Here is a 17,986-nt window from a genome sequence, read left to right as displayed (position 1 = left end):
AGAGACGGACCCTCCTCATGAGCCACAATCACCCTATTCCCATGGCGTACGCCATGGAACAGAGGGCATGCCCCTCTTCGCCCCCCAGCCCCCGGCACCTGATCGCTGTCGGCATCCTCACCCGTGCAGGCACCCGCACGGTCAGCACCATCCGCACCGCGGACGGCACGACCGGCAGCATCCGCCCCACCGGCGGTGCCCGATGAGCATCGACGCCTTCGGCCTTGAGCTGCAGCAGCTCCTCGCCACGCCCTCCCTTGCGGGACAGATCCTCACCGCCGTGGCCAGCGCCCTGCAGTCCGAGGACCCGTTCCAGCACCTCACCCCCGATACCCTCAAGTCGCTGCTCGGCACCGCCGCCTACGTCCTCAGCGACGGCATCCCGGTCGACCTTGCCACGCAGGCCACCGAGCGCGCCGAGGCCGCCCTCCCGCCCATCCACGACCGGGAGACCGCCGACGCCTACGCGCTCCGCGTCCTCCAGGCTGCGAGGACGGTATGAGCGCCCTCGAAGAGCTCCGCGCCCTCCTCGAAGCTGTCGTCGAGGCGATCGACCTTCCGCACCCGGACACCGTCGGCGATGCGGACGCCTACCGGGACCTCCTGGACCGGCGGGCCGGTCTCGCCGTCATCGTCGCCCGCGCTGCGCTGGCCGAAGAGCCGGACGCCTACGGGTGGAACGCCGCCTACCTGCGCCGCAAGATCGCCGAGTACCCGATCGCCTACCGCGCTTACGAGAAGCCGGAGGCCAGCCGATGAGCGCCGGACGCACCGTCACGGTGCCCACCCTCGACCACGGCGACATCACCATCCCCGAGCCCGCCTGGTGCACTGGTCACGACGGCGCACGGCCGCAGTACCGCAGCGACACCGGGCACACCGGCACAGCCTTCCCCCTCGTCTATGAGGGGGCCGAGCTCGGCACGGCCATGCTCGTCCAGGACCCCTTCGCCGTACACGCCGACCGCAGCATCAAGATCTACGTCGAGCTCGGCGGCAACGGAGTCTCCCTCGACCCGGTCGAGCTGGAAACCCTGGCGAACTCGCTCGTCGGCTACTCCACCACCCTGCGCGAACTCGCACTCCAGCTCGCCGTCCTCCACACCGAGGAGGGCCAGTGAAGCTCCCCACCCCGTCGCAGGGCCTCGCAGCCGGGGCCACCGCCGTCACCGTGCTCCTGACGGCTGCCGCGTTCTGGCTCTCCTACGAGCACCTGCATGACGTCGCCGACGGAAACGGCCTGAACGGCGCCCGCGCCTGGGCCTGGCCCGCAACCGTGGACTTGTTCATCGTCGCCGGGGAGCTGCTCATGCTCCGGGCCTCGCTCCGCGGCCGCATCGACGGCTGGGCCATCGCCTTGGCAGCCACCGGGTCATTCGGCTCCATCGCCCTGAACGTGGCCGGCGTCGGCATCAACGCCGAACCGCTGGAGTACGTCGTCGCCGCGGTCCCGCCCACGGCCGCGCTCATCGCGTTCGGTGCGCTGATGCGACAGGTCCACACCGCACTGGCCAGCCGACCCGAACCCGCCCCGGTCACCATGACCATCCCCGTGACCTGGACCCCGCCCCGCCGGCCCCCGGTCGTTCCCGCGGGCGTGCACACCCTCCCGGTCATCGCCCGGCCGCAGAAGCGGTCACCCACCTCGACCGAGGTGGTACCCGCCGGGGTCCGGACACTGCCGCTCGTCGCCACCGAGGTGACCACCACGGTGACCATCGACCGCGTCACCCCGGAACCCGCCAAGGTGGTCACCCGGCCCGCCATCGAGACCGGGGGGAAGCCGCTCGCCTGGCCCGCCGGGGCGGCGCTCGGCGACCAGCTTCCCGCCTCACTGGTAACCACCGCAGTGCCCTCCGCCGACCCCCGGAACGTGGTCACCGTCCCGGTGACCGTCACCCCCGCCGAACTGCGGAAACAGGCGCGGGCGCTGAACCGGCAGGTGGTCAGGGAGACGAACCGCCCGGTGACCACCGCACGGCTCCAGGAGGAATACGGCCTCTCCCGCCGCGACGCCACCGAACTCCGCCGCGCAGTAGTCGACAGGCGGCGGTCATGATCACGTATCACGGCCTCGGGTTCTACGGCCTCTTCGCCGCCCTCGGCGGTGCCGCCCTCCTGCGCCTGCTCCCGCGCGAATCCCGTGCGCACCGCCTGCTCTCCCGTGCGCTCCTCGCCGCGCTCCTTCTCACCGCCGCCATCGTCGGCCTCTCGTACTAAGGGACAGACCCATGAAGACGTCGCTCATCGCCGCCATCGACACCGCCAGCCAGCACACCATCGCCGCACCCGCAGCGGCTGGCGGGCCCAGCGGCTCCGTCCCCATCAGCGTCCTCCTGATCATCGTGCTCAGCGGGATCGCCTGGTGGATGTTCAAGCACGGCGACAAGACCAAGAAGCTCCACCTCGCCCCCGGCTTCGTTTGCCTCGGCCTCGGCCTGTCGCTCAGCGGCACGCAGGTCGGCGGAATGGTCGCCCAGCTATTCGGCACCTTCGCCACGATGATCGCCACCTTCGCCGGCAACGCCTGACCACCCGATGGCCATCGACTCGGAGGCCGACACCCTCGAGCTGCCGCCCGTCCCCGAGTTCGGGACCGGGCGGCCCCGGTGGGCAGCCCAGCGCATCCACCCCAGGCGCCTCAGCCGCGGGCACCTCACCCAGTGGGCCCGCCTCCGGGCCTGGGCCGTCGCCGCCGATCACCCGACCCGCGGGAAGACCGTCACCGCCCGCGCCACCGGGCTCGGCTTCGGCGCCCTGGCCGCCTGGCGCACCGCGAACGAGGAGCCCCGCCTCCTCGCCGTCGCGGCCGGCGCCTACGCCATCAGCGCCTGGCGCGCCGGCCGCCCCGTTCCCCCGACCGAGGACGAGCTGAAGCGCAGGGTCCTCCTCGGCGTGCAGCACCTCATCGGCGACCGGCCCGCCGTCTTCGTCCGAGAGGTGTACGACGCCTTCCAGACGCGCCCCGCCGCTGCCCACCTGGACGACGCCCGGGTCCGCGCGGTCCTCACCCAGTGCGGCATCACCATCCACAAGACCGTGCGCATCAGCGCCACCGAGACCGGCCGCAGCGGCATCAAGGCCACCGACATCCAGGCCCTCCTCTCCCCCGCACCCGTAGACACCCCTTCCGGAGGTATAGACGCAGGTCAGCCGGACGGAAAGGGGGCCGTAGAGCCAGCGGAAGGGGCTGTAGAGCAGCCCGTAGACCGCGCCTGACGCCTGCCCGACCCGCCCGCGTGAGAGGGGCGGCGAGGGGAGCCGGACAGTCCGGCACCGACACAGGAGGACCTCATGGCACTGACCAACTACCGCTGGACCGCCACCGGCACCACCCCGAACGGCGAAGCAGCCGAAGGGGCCGGCAACGTCCAGGCCGAAAGCGTCCGAGAAGCCGAAGCCATGGTCATCGGCCACTGCGGCGGCAAGGGCTTCAAGCCCGACGACATCGTCCTCATCCTCACCCGCAGCTGACGAGCCCCGAGACCGGCCGCATCACTGCCAGGCGAACGGCCGGCCCCGGACCCATCCCCAACCACGAGACAGGACCACGATCATGGCACTCAAGAACATCAGCATCGGCGACCTCGCCAAGAAGAACGAGAAGAGCCAGGCCGCCCGCGACGCCGAGAAGGCCGCCAAGTCGAAGTAGTGACCGCTGTAGCTACACCCGAAGCCCCGGCCGTCACCACGACGACCGGGGCTTCCCCACGTCACAATGGGCCCATGGCCCCGCTCCTCGTCGACCTGTACGCCGCCTCAGCCGCCACCGGCATCAAGCCCGGCACCCTCCGCGTCCGACTCCATCGCGGCACGCTCACCCACCACGGCCACGACCGCGCCGGCCGCACCCTCGTCGACCTGAACGAGCTCACCGCCACGACTGTCAACGCCGCTTGACGCACGCGATCACCCGGTGTAACACTCAAGGGGCGTTCGGCGTGCCCACCCACCGCCGACAACCCCAGGCCCCGCCCACACGGACGGGGCCTTCGCCATATCCGCCCCAACACGCCACCCAGTGCCCGATGATGTCCCCCTCATCACGCAACGTCCTGGGGGGACCATGCGCACCAAACTCACCCTCGCCGCCACCGGAGCGGCCCTCCTGCTCACGCTTACCAGCTGCGGCAGCAATGACGACGACGCCAAGGTGACCAAGAGCGACGCCACACCGGAACCCGCGGCCACCAGCGCCGCACCCACGCCCACACCCACACAGCAGACCACGTTCGCCATCGGCGAGACCGCAGACGTGGACGACACCGCCAACGACGTCGCGTTCACCGCCACCGTCATCGCCTACACCCAGCCGGTGAAGGGGCCACAGCCGCCCACAGCCGAGCTCGGCGGCGACGCCTGGGCCACTGCCGAAATCAAGGTCTGCAGCGTCAAGGGCCAGTCCTTCAGTGTCAGCCAGTTCCCCTGGTCCCTTGCCTACGAGGACGGCACGCGCATGGAGGTCACTGGCCTCAACGGCGGTGACCTGCCCAAGCCTGAGTTCCCCACGGACGACGTATCCGTGAAGGCCGGCGACTGCGTGCGCGGCAAGATCCCGTACCCCGTACAGAGCGGCAAGCGCCCCGAGCGGATCGTGTACGCCCCGCAGAGCCTTACCGAGCCGCTCGAATGGACCGTGCCCGCCAAGTAGCAGGAGGTGGCGCCCGTGGCCGGTAACCCGCGCAACGGGCGCCCCTATCGCCGCCTGGTCGCCATGGTGAAGGCCCACGGCTACCCCTGCTGGCTCTGCGGCCGGCCCATCGGCTACCAGCTGGACGCCCGCCACCCGCTCAGCTTCACCCTCGACCACCTCGTCCCCCTCAGCCGCGGCGGCAGCCTCCTCGACCCCGCCAACGCCCGTTCGGCGCACCGGCGGTGCAACAGCGCCCGAGGCAACCGCACCGAGCGCCGGGCGCCCGCACGGACCTCTTGGAAGTGGTGACCGTGCTCTACGTCATCACCGGCCCCCCCCGGCGCAGGCAAGTCGTCGTACATCCAGTCCCACGCCAAGGCCAAGGACATCGTCATCGACATGGACCTCATGGCCCTGGCCATGGCCGGCCCCGGCGCAGACCACCACGACCACAGCGACACGCTGCTCAAGGTCGTGCACCGCGCCCGCTTCGCCGCGATCCGCGAGGCCTGCCAGCACCTCGACAAGGTCGACGTCTACCTGATCCAGACCCTGCCCTCGGCCAAACAGCGAGCCGAGTACAAGCGCCTCGATGCCACCGTCATCACCGTCGACCCAGGCCGGGCCGTCATCATGAAGCGCATCGAAGCCATGCGACAACCGGGCATGAAGGCCGTGGCCACCAAGTGGTACAAGGCCAACCGATCACGCCCGACGAGCTCCATGCCCCAGGCCTCCTGGGAGTGGTAACCCCACGTCACGGCGGGTGAGCTGAGCCAGCGTGATGCCCTCCCGGGGTGCCCTCCGGCGCCTGCCCACCATGATCGATCCGACCCGAACGGCCGTTCTTTGAGCTGAGGGGCGGGCGACCACAAAGCCCTTGTCGCCCGCTTTTTTACACGGGGCCTATCGATCGCTAATGACCGGAGCTTCAAGGCTGACCCAATTAGTGGCGTCACTCTGAGTGATGTGACTGCCAGTGACGGGGGGTGATCATGGGCGCCGTTGCGGACGCGATCACTGCCGAGCTCGAACTGCTCCGCATCATAGATCGTTCGCCTGGCCTGGCACAACTGGCCATCACCCTTGCCGAGTCGGTCGACGATCCGGGCAACGCGACTGCCCAGGCCAATGCCGCGCGCGAGCTACGCACTGTGATGGCCGACCTGCGCAAGCTCGCCCCGGTCGCGTCGGAGGACGACGGAGTGATCAAGCTGTCGAAGAAGCGGGAGGAACGACGTGCCCGTCGTCGTGGAGCTTGAACCGGTCGGCATTCAGCGCCCCAGGTTGCACACCGCGCCGCCTGCCTACCTGTCGTCGTCCGGCCAGGAGGCGGTCGAGCTGGCGGCGATGGCCGGGCTGGAGCTGTTCCCCTGGCAGAAGCACGTCCTGGACGTCGGCCTGCGCGAGCGCGAGGATGGATCGTGGGCCGCATTCGAGGTCGCGGTGAACGTCCCGCGGCAGAACGGCAAGGGCGCGATCATCGAAGCGCGCGAGCTGGCAGGTCTCTTCCTCCTGGACGAGCAGCTGATCCTGCACTCGGCGCACGAGTTCAAGACCAGCAAGGTCGCGTTCCAGCGAATCGAGGCCTTGATCTACGGGTGCCCTGACCTGCGCAAACGTGTGCTGCGGGTCCGGAACAACACGAACGAGACGTCGATCACCCTGGTGACCGGGCAGGTTCTGCAGTTCCTGGCCCGCTCTGGCGGCAGTGGGCGAGGGTTCACGGGCGACGTGAACATCATGGACGAGTGCATGATCCTCGGCGACGACGCCATGGGCGCCCTTATGCCGACCATGTCCGCTATCCCCAACCCGCAGATCTGGTACCTGGGCAGCGCGGGCATCGGCTCACCGTCCGTGCAGCTTGGCCGCTTGCGCCGTCGGGCGGAGGCCGCGGTCGAACTGAAGAAGCCTGACGGGTCGCTGGCGTACTTCGAGTGGTCGATCGATCCGCATCGTGATGAGTGTGGCCCGTCCTGCGACGAGCATGACGAAGCCGACGACCCGCGCTCTTCGGCTCGGGCCAACCCCTCGCTGGGGCACCTGATCAGTCATGAGTTCGTTCGCAACGAGCGGGCGTCCCTCGGCGCGGAGACCTTTGCGCGTGAGCGGCATGGTGTCGGCGTCTATCCGTCGGACGAGGCCGACACGTGGCAGGTCATCGACGAGGAAGCGTGGCGGGCCCTGGCTGCTGCTGAGGCCCGCCCCGAGGCGCTGGACGACTCAGGGGAGCCGATCCCCGGGGTGGTGTCCTTCGCCATCGACATGACGCCGGAGCGGTCGCATGCGGCGATCTGTGTGGCTGGCCCGTGGCGGGGTGGCACGCACGTCGAGGTCCCCGACCACCGGCCTGGTACGGGCTGGGTGGTGGAGCGGGCCAAGGAGCTGCACGAGCGGTGGAAGCCGCGGTGCTGGGTCGTCGATGAAGGCGGGCCGGCCGGGTCGCTCATCCCCGCCCTTGAGGAAGCGTTGGGCATCGAGGTCGTGCGCCCGAAGATGCGGGAGATCGCGCAGGGGTGCGGCCAGTTCTACGACGCGGTCGCCGACCAGTCGTTGTCCCATCACGACCCGGCGCCCCTGGCGACGGCGCTGGCGGGCGCGCAGAAGCGTCCGCTGGGTGACGCGTGGGCGTGGGCCCGCAGGAGCGTAGGCGTGGATATCAGCCCGCTGGTCGGGGTGACCTTGGCCAAGTGGGGCCTGGGCGCCGAGGTTGACGAGGACGTCGATCCGCTGGACAACATCTTCTGAAAGGGGCCACATGACCAGGGCGAAGGCTGTGGTCGCCCTGGCCGGGGCGGCAGGCTGGATTGTCAGGCAGCTTCCGAGCGTGGCCGGAGCCGGGCTCGTCTCGACGGCCGGCTGGATGGTGTACGAACCCGCAGGCGTCTGCCTGGCTGGGCTGTTCTGCCTGGCGGCGGATTGGCGGGGCGCACGATGAGTCTGTTCTTCGGGCGGCGTGAGAGCCGCGCCCCGTTCGCCGAGCCGGAGATCCCGCGCCCCTCTATGGGCGGTGGGACGTTCGCCAGGATCAACCTGTCCCGGGCCGAGGCGAGCCTGCAGAAGGTCGCCGTGTGGTCGGCTACCGACCTCATCGCGTCTCTGGTGTCGACGCTCCCCATCGACGTGTACGCGGGCACAGGCAAGGCGCGCAGGGAGATGCCGAAGCCCAAGGTGCTGGTCGACCCGGCCGGCGACGGGTACGGGGTGAGCGACTGGCTGTACCAGTACATGATGTCGCTGCTGCTGCGCGGCAACGGATACGGCAAGACCGTGGACCGCGACCGTCTCGGCATCCCGACGCAGGTCGTGCTGTATCACCCGGACGAGGTCCAGGGGTGGCGCGACGAGAAGACAGGCCTGCCCCAGTGGCGGGCCGGTGGGAAGACAGTCGACGCCGAGGACATGTGGCACCGGCGGGCGTACCCCGCACCGGGCTGCCTGCTCGGCCTGTCCCCGGTGGAGTATCACGCGGGCACGATCGGCCTGGGCATCGCCGCCCAGCGGTTCGGGTCCCAGTGGTTCCAGGACGGGGCGCACCCGTCGGGGATGCTCACCAACGATCAGAAGCTCGACCCGACGACCGCGAAGACGGCGAAGGAACGGTTCCTGGCCTCACTGTCCGGGTCGCGTGACGTTGCTGTTCTCGGCGCCGGCTGGAAGTACCAGCAGATTCAGGTGTCCGCGAACGAATCGCAGTTCCTGGAGACGCAGCGCTACACGGCTGCGGAGTGCGCACGCATCTACGGGCCCGGCATGGCGGAGATCCTCGGCTACGACACCGGCGGGTCGATGACCTACGCCAACGTCGAGCAGCGCTCCCTGGACCTGCTGACCTACGCGGTCGACAAGTGGCTGGTGCGCGGCGAGGCCATGTTCACCAGCCTGCTGCCGGACGGCCAGTACGCGAAGTTCAACCGTGCGGCCCTGTCCCGTACGGATCTGCTGACCCGCACCCGGGCGCACGCCATCGCTCTGCAGAACAAGTGGACGGTCGTCAACGAGGTCCGTGACCTGGAGGACCAGACGCCGGTGGAGTGGGGCGACAAGCCGAACGAGGGCAACGCACCGAAGGTCAAGATCGATGACTAGTGGAGGGGGCGCGATGAGCGTCAAGAGCGATCGGGCGAACACGTCCGGGGTCGTGCGGCGCGCGTTCCCGGTCCAGCTGGAGGTACGCGCGAAGGCCGGCGCCGCCGCGGTGTCGACCGTGGAGGGCTACGCCTCGGTGACCGAGGAGCCCTTCGAGATGTGGGACTGGCTCGGGATGTACCACGAGGTCGTCCGCGCCGGGGCGTTCGGTAAGACGCTGGGCGAGAACCCCCAGGTGCAGCTGCTGCTGAACCATGGGGGCCTGGCGATGGCGTACACGAAGGCCGGGAGCCTGCGCCTGTCGGAGGACTCCACCGGCCTGCACATGGAAGCTGACGTCTCCACCAAGCGCCACGACGTCGGAGACATGCTCGCCGCCCTTGAGGACGGCAGCGTGGACGAGATGTCGTTCGCGTTCCGGGTGACCCGGCAGCTGTGGTCCCCGGACTACGACCAGCGCGACATCATCGAGGTCGACTTGCACCGCGGCGACGTGTCCGTCGTGAACTTCGGTGCGAACCCCGCAACTTCGGTGGGCGCCCTGCGCTCCGCCGACTTCGACCGCCTCGACGAGGCGGACGCACGGGCGCTGTACGAGCGCCTGCAGCGGCGCCTGGAGCCCGCCCCCGCGGCGGACTCCCACCCGCTGGACCTGTACCGCATGCAGGCCGAAGCCCTCGGCCTGTAGCTACACCCGCCTGCATCACCTGACGCGCCGGAGTCCACGCCGGAGCGCTCCTCGGCATGCCCGCAGGAACGCCACCACCTGGGCCACCACCCGAACGGAACCCGCAGGCGCGACCCACAACCATCAACCTGAAGGGACGAGCCATGCTCGCCTACCTGCGTAAGCAGATGACGTCCCCGCTCGAAGCCCGGGCCGCGCTGAAGACCGAACTGGATTCCGTCCTCACCGCGCCCACGGCGGAGAACCGCAACCCGAACGCCGACGAGGCCAAGCAGTTCACGGAGAAGCGCGAAGCGGTCAAGGCCAAGGACGCGGAGATCGAGGAACTGTCCGCCAAGATCAAGGACCTGGAGGAGGACGAGAAGCGGGAGCAGCGCGCCGCTCAGGTCGCCGTCGAGCACCGGCAGACCGGTGAGCGCCGCGAGCGCGTGACGGTCACATTGGAGCCGGAGACGTACCGCAAGGGCGGTCAGGCCTCGTACTTCCGGGACCTGTACCGGGCGACGGAGAAGGGTGACCGGCAGGCTGCCGAGCGGCTGCAGCGCAACGACCGTGAGGTCATGGAGCAGCGTGCGGTCACCACGACCGACGGGTCGATGGGCGAGTTCGTGCCTCCGCTGTGGATGGTCAACGACTACGTGGCCCTGGCCCGTGCGGGCCGGGTCGCCGCCGACCGTGTGCGCCACCAGCCGCTGCCGGCGGGCACCGACTCCATCAGCCTGCCCAAGGTCTCCACCGGTACGGCGGTCGCCGAGCAGTCCACGCAGAACACCGCGGTGCAGAACACTGACGCCACGCTGGGCAGCGTGACCGCGTCGGTGGCCACGATCGCCGGCCAGCAGGTCGTGCCGCAGCAGCTGCTCGACCAGTCGCCCATCAACGTCGACAGCATCCTGCTCGCCGACCTGGCCGCCGACTATGCGGTCAAGCTCGACACGTTCGTCCTGAACAACAACGTGGCGAACAAGCGGGGCCTGCTCAACGTGTCCGGCCTCAACGCCATCACGTACACCGACGCCACGCCGACCGTGGCCGAGCTGTACCCCAAGGTCGCTGACGGCATCCAGCAGGTGCACACCAACCGGTTCATGCCGGCCGACACGATGCTGATGCACCCGCGCCGGTGGGCCTGGCTCACCGCGCAGGTCGACTCCCAGGGGCGCCCGCTCGTCGTGCCGGTGGCGAACATGCCGCAGAACGCGCTGGCCGCCATGGGCGAGAACGCGTCCGAAGGGTTCGTCGGGACGATGCAGGGCTTGCCGGTCTACGTCGACCCGAACATCCCCACGAACCTGGGTGCGGGCACCAACGAGGACCGCGTCATCATCCTGCGCGGCGACGACGTGATCCTCTTCGAGGGCTCCCCGCGGGCTGAGGTCTTCCGCGAGACGAAGGCCGACCAGCTGTCCGTGCTGCTGCGGTTCTTCAACTACGCGGCGATCCACTCCGAGAGGTACCCGAAGTCCATCTCTGTCATCTCCGGTACGGGCCTCATCACCCCCACGTTCTGATCCCCCTCGGCCGCCGGGCAGTACGCCCGGCGGCCTTCCCGTGGAAGGAGCAGCCGTGGCTGCGCGCAAGAGCACACCGCCCCCCGTGGCGGACGAACAGCCCACCCCGGAGCCCGCGCCCCCCGCGAAGGCGGACCGGCCCGCCGGGGAGCCGCAGGAGCGCACGGCCGTCGAGGCCGTCTACGTCGACGCCCTGCAGCGCGAGCGGGAGGGCTACACCCGGTACAGCCGAAAGGACCGTGCCGCTGATGTCGAGGCCGAGCTGAGACGGCTCGGCGCCCCGTTCGAGCGTGCGGTGCCCCAGCCGCGCGAAACGGCCTGAGCGAAGGGAGGCGGCGCCGTGGCACGGCTCGTAACCCTGGAGCAGGTGAGAGGCCAGCTCGACGACCAGAGTACTGACAACGCCGTTGAGATCGATCTCTACATCGACGCCGCCACCGAGACCATTGAGAGGCTGATCGGGCCTGTCGTGAACCAGACGTTCACCGAGAAGGTCAACGCCCGGGGTAGCCGGCTGGCGCTCACGAAGATGCCCGTGGTGGAGCTGACGTCGATCACGCCCGTCCTCACGAACGGTTCCACCGTCGAGGTCGCCGAGCTCGACGTGGACGGTGAAGCAGGCGTGGTGACACGCCTGGATGGCGGCCTGTTCTACGGCGGCCCCTGGCGTGTCACGTACACGGCAGGGCGCGGGGCCTTGGTTCCGCCCACCATCCAGCTGGCGGCGCTGCTACTGATTCAGCATCTGTGGCGGACGAAGTTCGGGGCGGCCCGCGGGCAGAGCAGCGCGGACGACTACCTGGTAACCCAGCCGGTCCCCGGCCTTGGGTACGCGGTTCCGAACCGGGTGCTGCAACTGCTCGGGTACACCCCGCTCGGGATCGCGTGATGGCGACGTCAGCGGTACCGGCCGCCATCGACGCTCTGCTGGAAATCCTGCGGGAAGACGCCGAACTGTACGCGGTGCGGATCTTCGACGGGCCGACGCCGACCACCAACTTCACCGAGCAGGACCGGCTGTACATCGGCTGGTCCCCTGCATCCGACCAGTCGGCAGAGATGCAGCAATCATTCGCGTCCGCCGGCGGACGCACCCGCGACGAAGACGCCACGATCGCCTGCTACATCGAGACCCGCGCCGGCAACACGGACATGCGCGAACGGCGCCTGCAGGTCTTCGCCCTCTTCGCTCTCGTGGAAACGGCCCTGCGTTCCACAGACCAGGACCCCAACGCCATGAACCTGAACGGCGCTGTCCAGTGGTCAGACATCACCGCCGGGTCCCTGGACCAGGTCCAGAGCGACAACGGATCGATGGCCGGCCTGTCTTTCACCGTGCACTTTCGCGCCCGCATCTGAACACCCACCACCTGAGGAGATACGCCATGGCGCGAGTGCGCTACATCGGCGCCGAGCCGGTCACCGTGCCGGAACTCGGCAACCGCGAGGTCCAGCCTGACGAGCTGGTCGAGGTACCCGACGAGCGGTACGAGGGCTACGCCTGCCAGACCGCAACGTGGGAGGCGGTCGAGGAGCCCAAGGCCGCCGAGCCCGCCCCGAAGAAGCTGTCCACCGCGGTGAAGCCTGCCGCCACCTCGAAGGAGGGCTGACCCATGGCGATCGGATCCGGGCTCGGCGCGCAGGTCGGTATCGCGGCCGAGTCGGTGTACGGGACCTATGTGGCCCCGACGAAATTCATCGAGTTCACGAAGGAGAGCCTCGCTCTCAAGAAGACGACCGCCCAGTCTGCGGGTATCGCTGCGGGGCGGCTGGTCGCCCTGTCGTCACGCCGTGTGGTGACGCAGCGGCAGGCGGCTGGGTCGCTGGAGATGGAGGTCACCAACAAGGCGATGGGCGTGCTGTTGCAGTCGCTCATGGGTACGACGGTGACCCCGGCACAGCAGGCGGCCACGTCGGCGTACCTGCAGACCCACATCCTCGCGGACACGGTGGGCAAGAGCCTCACCATCCAGAAGGGTGTGCCCCTCACGACGGGGACGGTCACGCGCAAGAACTTCCTGGGCTGCAAGGTGATCAGCGCCGAGTTCTCGTGCGAGGTCGGCGGCATGCTGACCGCCAGTTTCGAGATCGACAGCAAGGACGTCGAAGAGACCAGCGTCCTTGCGTCGGCAAGCTACCCGTCGATGGCTCCATTCCACTTCGGGCAGATGAGCCTCAAGACGGGCGTGTATGCGTCTGAGGTGGCGCGCAGCGGGGTCCGCAAGGTCAGCATCAAGATCGAGCGCCCCCAGGCCGTCGAGCGTTTCTACGCCGGGGCGTCCGGGCTGAAGGCCGAGCCGATCGCGAACGACCAGGTGAAGATCAGCGGCAGCATCGAGATGGACTACGTCGACACGATCCTCGACGACCTGCACACCTCGGACGCTGCGACCGCCCTGGTGTGGGACTTCACTGGCCCCCTGATCGCGGCCACGCACTTCGAGCGGTTCACGATCAAGGTCCCGGCGATCCGGTTCGACGACGCGCCCCCGACCGTCGAGGGCTTCGACGTCATCAAGCCGACGCTCGCTTTCACCGGCCTGTACGACGGGACGAACCCCACGCAGATCGAGTACATGTCCACCGACATCACGCTCTGATCGGAGCCCGCCATGGCTGTGTCGTCCGTACAAATCCTCGGTACCGGCCAGCTGCTGGAACTGTCCAGGCGCCTGCGCGCGGCGTCTGGGGCTCCGATCCAGCGGAACATGTCCCGGCGCATCAGGCGGGCCGCTGAACCCCTGCACCGGGACTTGCAGAACACGGTGCGCACTCTGCCGATGCGGTCGCAGGGCCGCCGCACAGGATCACGCGGCGGCCCGTCCCCGACCACCAGGCCGTTCCGTGCGTCGATCGCCGCAGCCATCCGCATCAGCGTCCGCGCCAGCAGCAGACCGGGCGCCCGGGTGTTCCTCGACAAGGGGCTGCTGCCACCGGACATCAGCGTCGGCGCGGTCCAGCAGATGAACAACGGCCGGCTGAGGCATCCCGTGTTCAACAACCGCAGCCGCTGGGCGAACCAGTACACCCCGTCGATGTGGTGGGACAAGGTCGTTCGCAACCACACCCCCCGTATGCAGGCCGAGGTTGCACGCGTTCTGGACGACGTGCGCCGCCAACTCGAATAGGACCCATCGTGATCATTGAGTACACGCCTGCGGGCGGCAACGTCGAGCGGTACGACGCGCGCAAGATCCTCTCCTCGGAAGCCGCAGCCGTAGGCCGCGCCCTCGGCATGAAGTGGCCCGAGGTGAAGGAAGCCCTGCGCGAGGACGACCCGGAGGCGATGCGCGCCATTGCGTGGGTCATGCACAAGCGGCAGGACCCGCAGCTGCGGTTCCCGGACTTCGACCCGAGTGTCGACGAGATCGCCTCGAAGTGGGACGACCGGGAGATCACCGACTTCGTCACCGAGGCGTTCAAGGTCGAGGCGCCCGACGAGGAGCGTCAGCTGTTCCTGCGGATCCTCGTCCGCAACGCGGCGGACCCTGCCCGCGCGGAGGCGCTGGTCAAGGAGCACGCCGCTGAGGCTGCGGCCCTGGCCTCCGGTGCCGCCCCAAAAGAGCCGGCTCCCGAGAGCCTGACGTCCCAGAGCTCCGAGAGCAGTACCTCGGACTCTTTGCTCACCTCCTCCACCTCGGACCTGCCGACGTCGACCAGCTGACGGTCGACGACTTCTACTCGCTCATCGCCTGGATGGACGCCCACCAGCAGGCCCAACAGTCCGGGGGTGAGTGATGGCTGATCGCCGTCTGTCCTTCCTTCTCGACGGCCGCGACGGCCTGTCCCGTGTCCTGGATCGGGTGGGCGACAACGCCAACCGGCTGCACCGCCGGTTCTCTGCGGCGACCACCAACACGTCTGCTGCGTTCAACCGGCTCACGGGTGCGGCGGACCACAACGCGGCGCGGATCAACGCGTCCATGCGGACCAACACCACAGCAGTACGCGGGTTCACGGCGGACGCGAACGGCCGGCTGCGCGACCTGAACGGCCGGTTCGCCGCAGCAGGCGATGGGGCCCGGCGGCTTCAGGGCGACATCAGCAACCTGAACGGGCCGATGCGGGGGGCGGCTGCCGCGACGGGCGAGGCCAGCGCGGCCGGCGGCGCACTCGGGCCAGTGCTCGGCGGTGTCGCCGTAGTGATCGGTGCGTCGCTGCTGCCCGCACTGGGCGCCCTGGTGCCGATGATGGCCGGGGCGGGCCTGGCCGCGGGCACCCTGGGTCTGGGGTTCGCCGGGGTCGGCGACGCGCTCGAAGCCGCGGGCAAGGACCAGGAGAAGTATCAGGAAGCTCTGAAGGAGATGAGCCCCGAGTCCCGGAGCTTCACCAAGGAACTGGTGTCGCTGAAGAAGGAGTTCGGCGGCCTCGGCAAGGACATCCAGAAAGTCATGCTGCCCGGGTTCACGCGGGCGCTGAAGGATGCCCGCCCCGTCGTGGACATCCTCGGCAAGGGCATGGTGCAGCTGGGCCAGGGGTTCGGTGAGGCGGCGGCCGGCGCCGGTCGGCTGTTCAAGTCGGGCGGGTTCCAGTCGGACCTGAAGACCAACCTCGACCTGGGCATGTCGTTCGTCCGGGAGCTGTCCGGTGGGTTCGGGTCCCTGCTTCGTGGCCTGCTGGACTTCGGTGCGAAGTCGAAGCCCACCCTCGACGCATTCTCGACCGGGCTGTCCGGGCTGCTCGGCAAGGGCGGCGGCGGCCTGGTCGGCATGTTCAAGGGGCTTGAGGTCGGGATCGGCGGTAGCGCCAAGTTCCTCGACGGCCTCTTCGCCATGATCAATAAGGTGCTGCCTGCCCTCGGCCGGTTCGCAGGGGAGACGGCCCGCGCCATGGGCCCGCTGTTCGGTGAGATGTTCCGCCTGGCAGGCGACCAGGCCGCCGCAGCGTTCGACACCCTCGGCCAGATCATGAAGGGCCTGTCGCCCGTTTTCAAGGATCTGGGCTTCGGGATCAAAGCGGTACACGACATCTTCGCCATCTTCGCCCCGGTGATCCGCGACGTCGGCTCCGCGATCTTCGGCACGTTCCTGCCCAGCTTCGCCGAGATCGACAAGGCCCGCGGCCCTCTGCAACGGCTGTCCGACTCGATCCAGGCGAACAAGGGCACCATTCAGGAAGTCGCCCGGATCATGGGCGGCGCGTTCATCAGCATGGCGGGCGCGGCGATCGAGCACCTGCCGGGCATCATCGGCATCTTCCGTGTTGTCACCAGCGGAATGGTGGTCGCGCTCGGCGGTGTCCTGCACGCGGCAGCGTCAGCGTTCGGATGGATCCCCGGCATCGGCGACATGCTGAAGGCGGCCGACGACTCCTTCGGGGACTTCCAGTCCTCGTTCATCTCCGGGCTGGGTGCGGCCGAGGCATCGGCACGCTCGTTCGCCGCCAACGCCCTGCCGAAGCTGCAGGCCGGCAAGCTCAAGATGGACATCAACAGCTGGAACGCGCAGATCGAAACGGCGAAGGCGAAGCTGAAGACGGTGCCGCCGGAGAAGCGGGCCGCAGTACGGGCGAACATCGCCGACCTCCAGAACAAGGTCGCCGCGGCGAAGCGTGACCTGATGACGCTGCAGAACCGGGTCATCACAGTGACGACCAGGTACGTCGTGGTCGGGGACAGCAGTGCCGCCCGGAAGTCCGGGTCCTACGGAGCGCAGCTGAAGTACGCGGACGGCGGTCTCGTCGGCTACCCCGGTGGCGGCGTCGTTCGCGGCCCCGGCACGGGGACGTCGGACAGCATCCTGGCCCGGGTCAGTAACGGCGAGTTCGTCATCAAGGCGAAGAGCGTCGCCCGGTACGGGGCCAGCTTCCTGGCCGCGATCAACGAAGGCCGCCTCGGCATGGCCGGCGTCGTGAACGGTGCGGGCGGCGACATGGCCGGCGCCGGGGCCGAGGCAGGCCGCGGTCTACAGGCGGGGCTGCGCGCGTCAGCCGCCGGGGTGGACGGTGCGGCCCGGGGCATGGCAGCCGCGGTGACGGCCGGTGTGCGGGCGGAGTTGGAGATCGCGTCCCCGTCGAAGAAGATGCGCGCCCTGATGGGCGACGTCGGGAAGGGGATGATCCTCGGCCTGACCGGGTCCAAGGCGAAGATCGCCGAGACGGCGAAGGATCTGGCCAAGGACATCTGGGCGGCCTGGTCCGGGGTCAAGACAACGAAGGACTCGCGCCTGGTCGCCATGGTCAACCGGGACACGAAAAAGCTTCAGGGCCTGGCGGCGAAGCGGGACATCCTCGCGGGGAAGATCGCCGGTGCACGGCAGAACGCCGCGACCTGGACGGCTGGGGCGCGTGAGGACGCGTCGCTGGGCAGCCTCGGCATCGAGGAGGGGCAGGTCACCGCCGGGTCCATCCAGTCGGGCCTGTCCCAGAAGCTTGCCAAGTTCAAGCAGTTCGGTAGCTACATCCAGACGCTCGGCAAGCGCGGCCTGGCCAAGAGCATGCTGAAGCAGATCCTGAACATGGGACCTGAGCAGGGGTTCGCTTACGCGTCGTCGCTGGCCGGGGCGTCGAATGCCGCGCTGAAGCAGATCAACTCGCTGCAGTACTCGATCAACGCGGAGACGGACAAGCTCGGCAAGACCGGGGCCGACGTCATGTACGACTCCGGAGCCAACGCCGGCAAGGGGTTCCTGACCGGGCTGGCGTCGCAGCAGAAGGCGATCGAGGCCCAGATGCTGAAGATCGCACGCGGCATGGACAAAGCCATCCGCAAGGCGCTCGGCATCAAGTCCCCCTCCACCGTGGCCGCCAAGTCAGGCGGCTACTTCACCCAAGGTCTGGGCCTGGGCGCGATGAAGCAGATTCCGTTCCTCGACCGGGCAATGACCAAGGTCACCGGCCGGATGGTGACCGCACGCCCCGCCGTTGGCCGGCCCGCTGTAGTCGTGGCCGGCGGGGGACGGCAGACGGTGATCGAGAACCATTTCCACATCGAGGCCATGGACACAAACGCTGCGGCCCGCGAGGTCCACAAGATGCTGGTCAAGCTGGGCCGCAACCAGGGCGCCACGGTGTCCCTCGCTCCCGGGAGGTAGTCAGTGCCGGTTCTGGTAGAGGCGGGATGGG

At 69.0% G+C, this 17,986-nt stretch carries 26 protein-coding genes; all 26 read left to right on the top strand.

What is annotated here, in order from left to right; all coding sequences use genetic code 11:
* The first annotated feature begins 202 nt into the window (after window positions 1-202).
* The 26 genes from QFZ58_RS20430 (at window position 203) to QFZ58_RS20305 (ending at window position 17,955) form a co-directional block, all read left to right on the top strand.
* Window positions 203-502, top strand: coding sequence for a hypothetical protein (locus QFZ58_RS20430; protein WP_307126346.1), 300 nt, complete (start codon window positions 203-205; stop codon window positions 500-502).
* Window positions 499-759, top strand: a complete 261-nt coding sequence (locus QFZ58_RS20425; RefSeq protein WP_307126345.1) for a hypothetical protein — start codon at window positions 499-501, stop codon at window positions 757-759. Before QFZ58_RS20430 ends, QFZ58_RS20425 begins: the two co-directional genes overlap by 4 nt.
* Window positions 756-1,121 carry a hypothetical protein gene (locus QFZ58_RS20420; RefSeq protein WP_307126344.1) on the top strand — a complete coding sequence of 122 codons (366 nt, stop codon included), beginning with the start codon at window positions 756-758 and terminating at the stop codon, window positions 1,119-1,121. The genes QFZ58_RS20425 and QFZ58_RS20420 overlap by 4 nt, the downstream gene beginning before the upstream one ends.
* A complete protein-coding gene (locus QFZ58_RS20415) occupies window positions 1,118-2,059 on the top strand; it encodes a DUF2637 domain-containing protein (protein ID WP_307126343.1) in 942 nt (313 codons plus the stop codon). Before QFZ58_RS20420 ends, QFZ58_RS20415 begins: the two co-directional genes overlap by 4 nt.
* Window positions 2,056-2,220, top strand: a complete 165-nt coding sequence (locus QFZ58_RS20410) for a hypothetical protein (protein WP_307126342.1) — start codon at window positions 2,056-2,058, stop codon at window positions 2,218-2,220. The genes QFZ58_RS20415 and QFZ58_RS20410 overlap by 4 nt, the downstream gene beginning before the upstream one ends.
* A gap of 11 nt (window positions 2,221-2,231) precedes the next feature.
* Window positions 2,232-2,531 (top strand): hypothetical protein, encoded by a 300-nt coding sequence (locus tag QFZ58_RS20405; protein ID WP_307126341.1) that lies wholly within the window; start codon window positions 2,232-2,234, stop codon window positions 2,529-2,531.
* A 7-nt stretch (window positions 2,532-2,538) separates the two neighbouring features.
* The gene (locus tag QFZ58_RS20400; protein ID WP_307126340.1) at window positions 2,539-3,219 is read left to right on the top strand and encodes a hypothetical protein; all 681 of its coding nucleotides are present in this window, start codon (window positions 2,539-2,541) and stop codon (window positions 3,217-3,219) included.
* Between the two features lie 75 nt (window positions 3,220-3,294).
* Window positions 3,295-3,474 carry a hypothetical protein gene (locus QFZ58_RS20395; protein ID WP_307126339.1) on the top strand — a complete coding sequence of 60 codons (180 nt, stop codon included), beginning with the start codon at window positions 3,295-3,297 and terminating at the stop codon, window positions 3,472-3,474.
* 252 nt (window positions 3,475-3,726) lie between these two features.
* A complete protein-coding gene (locus QFZ58_RS20390) occupies window positions 3,727-3,900 on the top strand; it encodes a hypothetical protein (RefSeq protein WP_307126338.1) in 174 nt (57 codons plus the stop codon).
* Between the two features lie 166 nt (window positions 3,901-4,066).
* Window positions 4,067-4,651: a DUF4352 domain-containing protein gene (locus tag QFZ58_RS20385; protein ID WP_307126337.1), complete on the top strand. Its 585-nt coding sequence runs from the start codon at window positions 4,067-4,069 to the stop codon at window positions 4,649-4,651.
* A gap of 15 nt (window positions 4,652-4,666) precedes the next feature.
* Window positions 4,667-4,942 (top strand): HNH endonuclease, encoded by a 276-nt coding sequence (locus QFZ58_RS20380; RefSeq protein WP_307126336.1) that lies wholly within the window; start codon window positions 4,667-4,669, stop codon window positions 4,940-4,942.
* Between the two features lie 90 nt (window positions 4,943-5,032).
* Window positions 5,033-5,383, top strand: coding sequence for a hypothetical protein (locus tag QFZ58_RS20375; RefSeq protein ID WP_307126335.1), 351 nt, complete (start codon window positions 5,033-5,035; stop codon window positions 5,381-5,383).
* A gap of 245 nt (window positions 5,384-5,628) precedes the next feature.
* Window positions 5,629-5,895: a hypothetical protein gene (locus tag QFZ58_RS20370; protein WP_307126334.1), complete on the top strand. Its 267-nt coding sequence runs from the start codon at window positions 5,629-5,631 to the stop codon at window positions 5,893-5,895.
* Window positions 5,873-7,384 (top strand): terminase, encoded by a 1,512-nt coding sequence (locus tag QFZ58_RS20365; RefSeq protein ID WP_307126333.1) that lies wholly within the window; start codon window positions 5,873-5,875, stop codon window positions 7,382-7,384. Before QFZ58_RS20370 ends, QFZ58_RS20365 begins: the two co-directional genes overlap by 23 nt.
* 10 nt (window positions 7,385-7,394) lie before the next feature.
* A complete protein-coding gene (locus QFZ58_RS20360; protein WP_307126332.1) occupies window positions 7,395-7,574 on the top strand; it encodes a hypothetical protein in 180 nt (59 codons plus the stop codon).
* On the top strand, window positions 7,571-8,725 hold the full coding sequence (locus QFZ58_RS20355; protein ID WP_307126331.1) for a phage portal protein: 1,155 nt from the start codon (window positions 7,571-7,573) through the stop codon (window positions 8,723-8,725). The genes QFZ58_RS20360 and QFZ58_RS20355 overlap by 4 nt, the downstream gene beginning before the upstream one ends.
* Window positions 8,726-8,738: 13 nt before the next feature.
* Window positions 8,739-9,413 (top strand): HK97 family phage prohead protease, encoded by a 675-nt coding sequence (locus QFZ58_RS20350; RefSeq protein WP_307126330.1) that lies wholly within the window; start codon window positions 8,739-8,741, stop codon window positions 9,411-9,413.
* 143 nt (window positions 9,414-9,556) lie between these two features.
* A complete protein-coding gene (locus QFZ58_RS20345) occupies window positions 9,557-10,924 on the top strand; it encodes a phage major capsid protein (protein WP_307126329.1) in 1,368 nt (455 codons plus the stop codon).
* 55 nt (window positions 10,925-10,979) lie between these two features.
* Window positions 10,980-11,246, top strand: coding sequence for a hypothetical protein (locus tag QFZ58_RS20340; RefSeq protein WP_307126328.1), 267 nt, complete (start codon window positions 10,980-10,982; stop codon window positions 11,244-11,246).
* A gap of 18 nt (window positions 11,247-11,264) precedes the next feature.
* Window positions 11,265-11,813 (top strand): hypothetical protein, encoded by a 549-nt coding sequence (locus QFZ58_RS20335; protein ID WP_307126327.1) that lies wholly within the window; start codon window positions 11,265-11,267, stop codon window positions 11,811-11,813.
* On the top strand, window positions 11,813-12,283 hold the full coding sequence (locus QFZ58_RS20330; protein ID WP_307126326.1) for a hypothetical protein: 471 nt from the start codon (window positions 11,813-11,815) through the stop codon (window positions 12,281-12,283). The genes QFZ58_RS20335 and QFZ58_RS20330 overlap by 1 nt, the downstream gene beginning before the upstream one ends.
* A 26-nt stretch (window positions 12,284-12,309) precedes the next feature.
* Window positions 12,310-12,534 (top strand): hypothetical protein, encoded by a 225-nt coding sequence (locus QFZ58_RS20325; RefSeq protein WP_307126325.1) that lies wholly within the window; start codon window positions 12,310-12,312, stop codon window positions 12,532-12,534.
* Window positions 12,535-12,537: 3 nt separating this feature from the next.
* Window positions 12,538-13,524 (top strand): phage tail tube protein, encoded by a 987-nt coding sequence (locus QFZ58_RS20320; RefSeq protein ID WP_307126324.1) that lies wholly within the window; start codon window positions 12,538-12,540, stop codon window positions 13,522-13,524.
* A 12-nt stretch (window positions 13,525-13,536) separates the two neighbouring features.
* Window positions 13,537-14,052, top strand: a complete 516-nt coding sequence (locus QFZ58_RS20315) for a hypothetical protein (protein WP_307126323.1) — start codon at window positions 13,537-13,539, stop codon at window positions 14,050-14,052.
* 8 nt (window positions 14,053-14,060) lie between these two features.
* Entirely contained in the window at window positions 14,061-14,588 is a 528-nt protein-coding gene (locus QFZ58_RS20310) for a hypothetical protein (RefSeq protein ID WP_307126322.1), read from the top strand.
* A gap of 73 nt (window positions 14,589-14,661) precedes the next feature.
* Window positions 14,662-17,955: a hypothetical protein gene (locus tag QFZ58_RS20305; protein ID WP_307126321.1), complete on the top strand. Its 3,294-nt coding sequence runs from the start codon at window positions 14,662-14,664 to the stop codon at window positions 17,953-17,955.
* The last annotated feature ends 31 nt before the right edge of the window (window positions 17,956-17,986 follow it).

The sequence above is a fragment of the Streptomyces sp. B1I3 genome (assembly GCF_030816615.1).
GTDB lineage: Bacteria > Actinomycetota > Actinomycetes > Streptomycetales > Streptomycetaceae > Streptomyces.
This window is presented reverse-complemented; position numbering and strand designations above follow the sequence as displayed.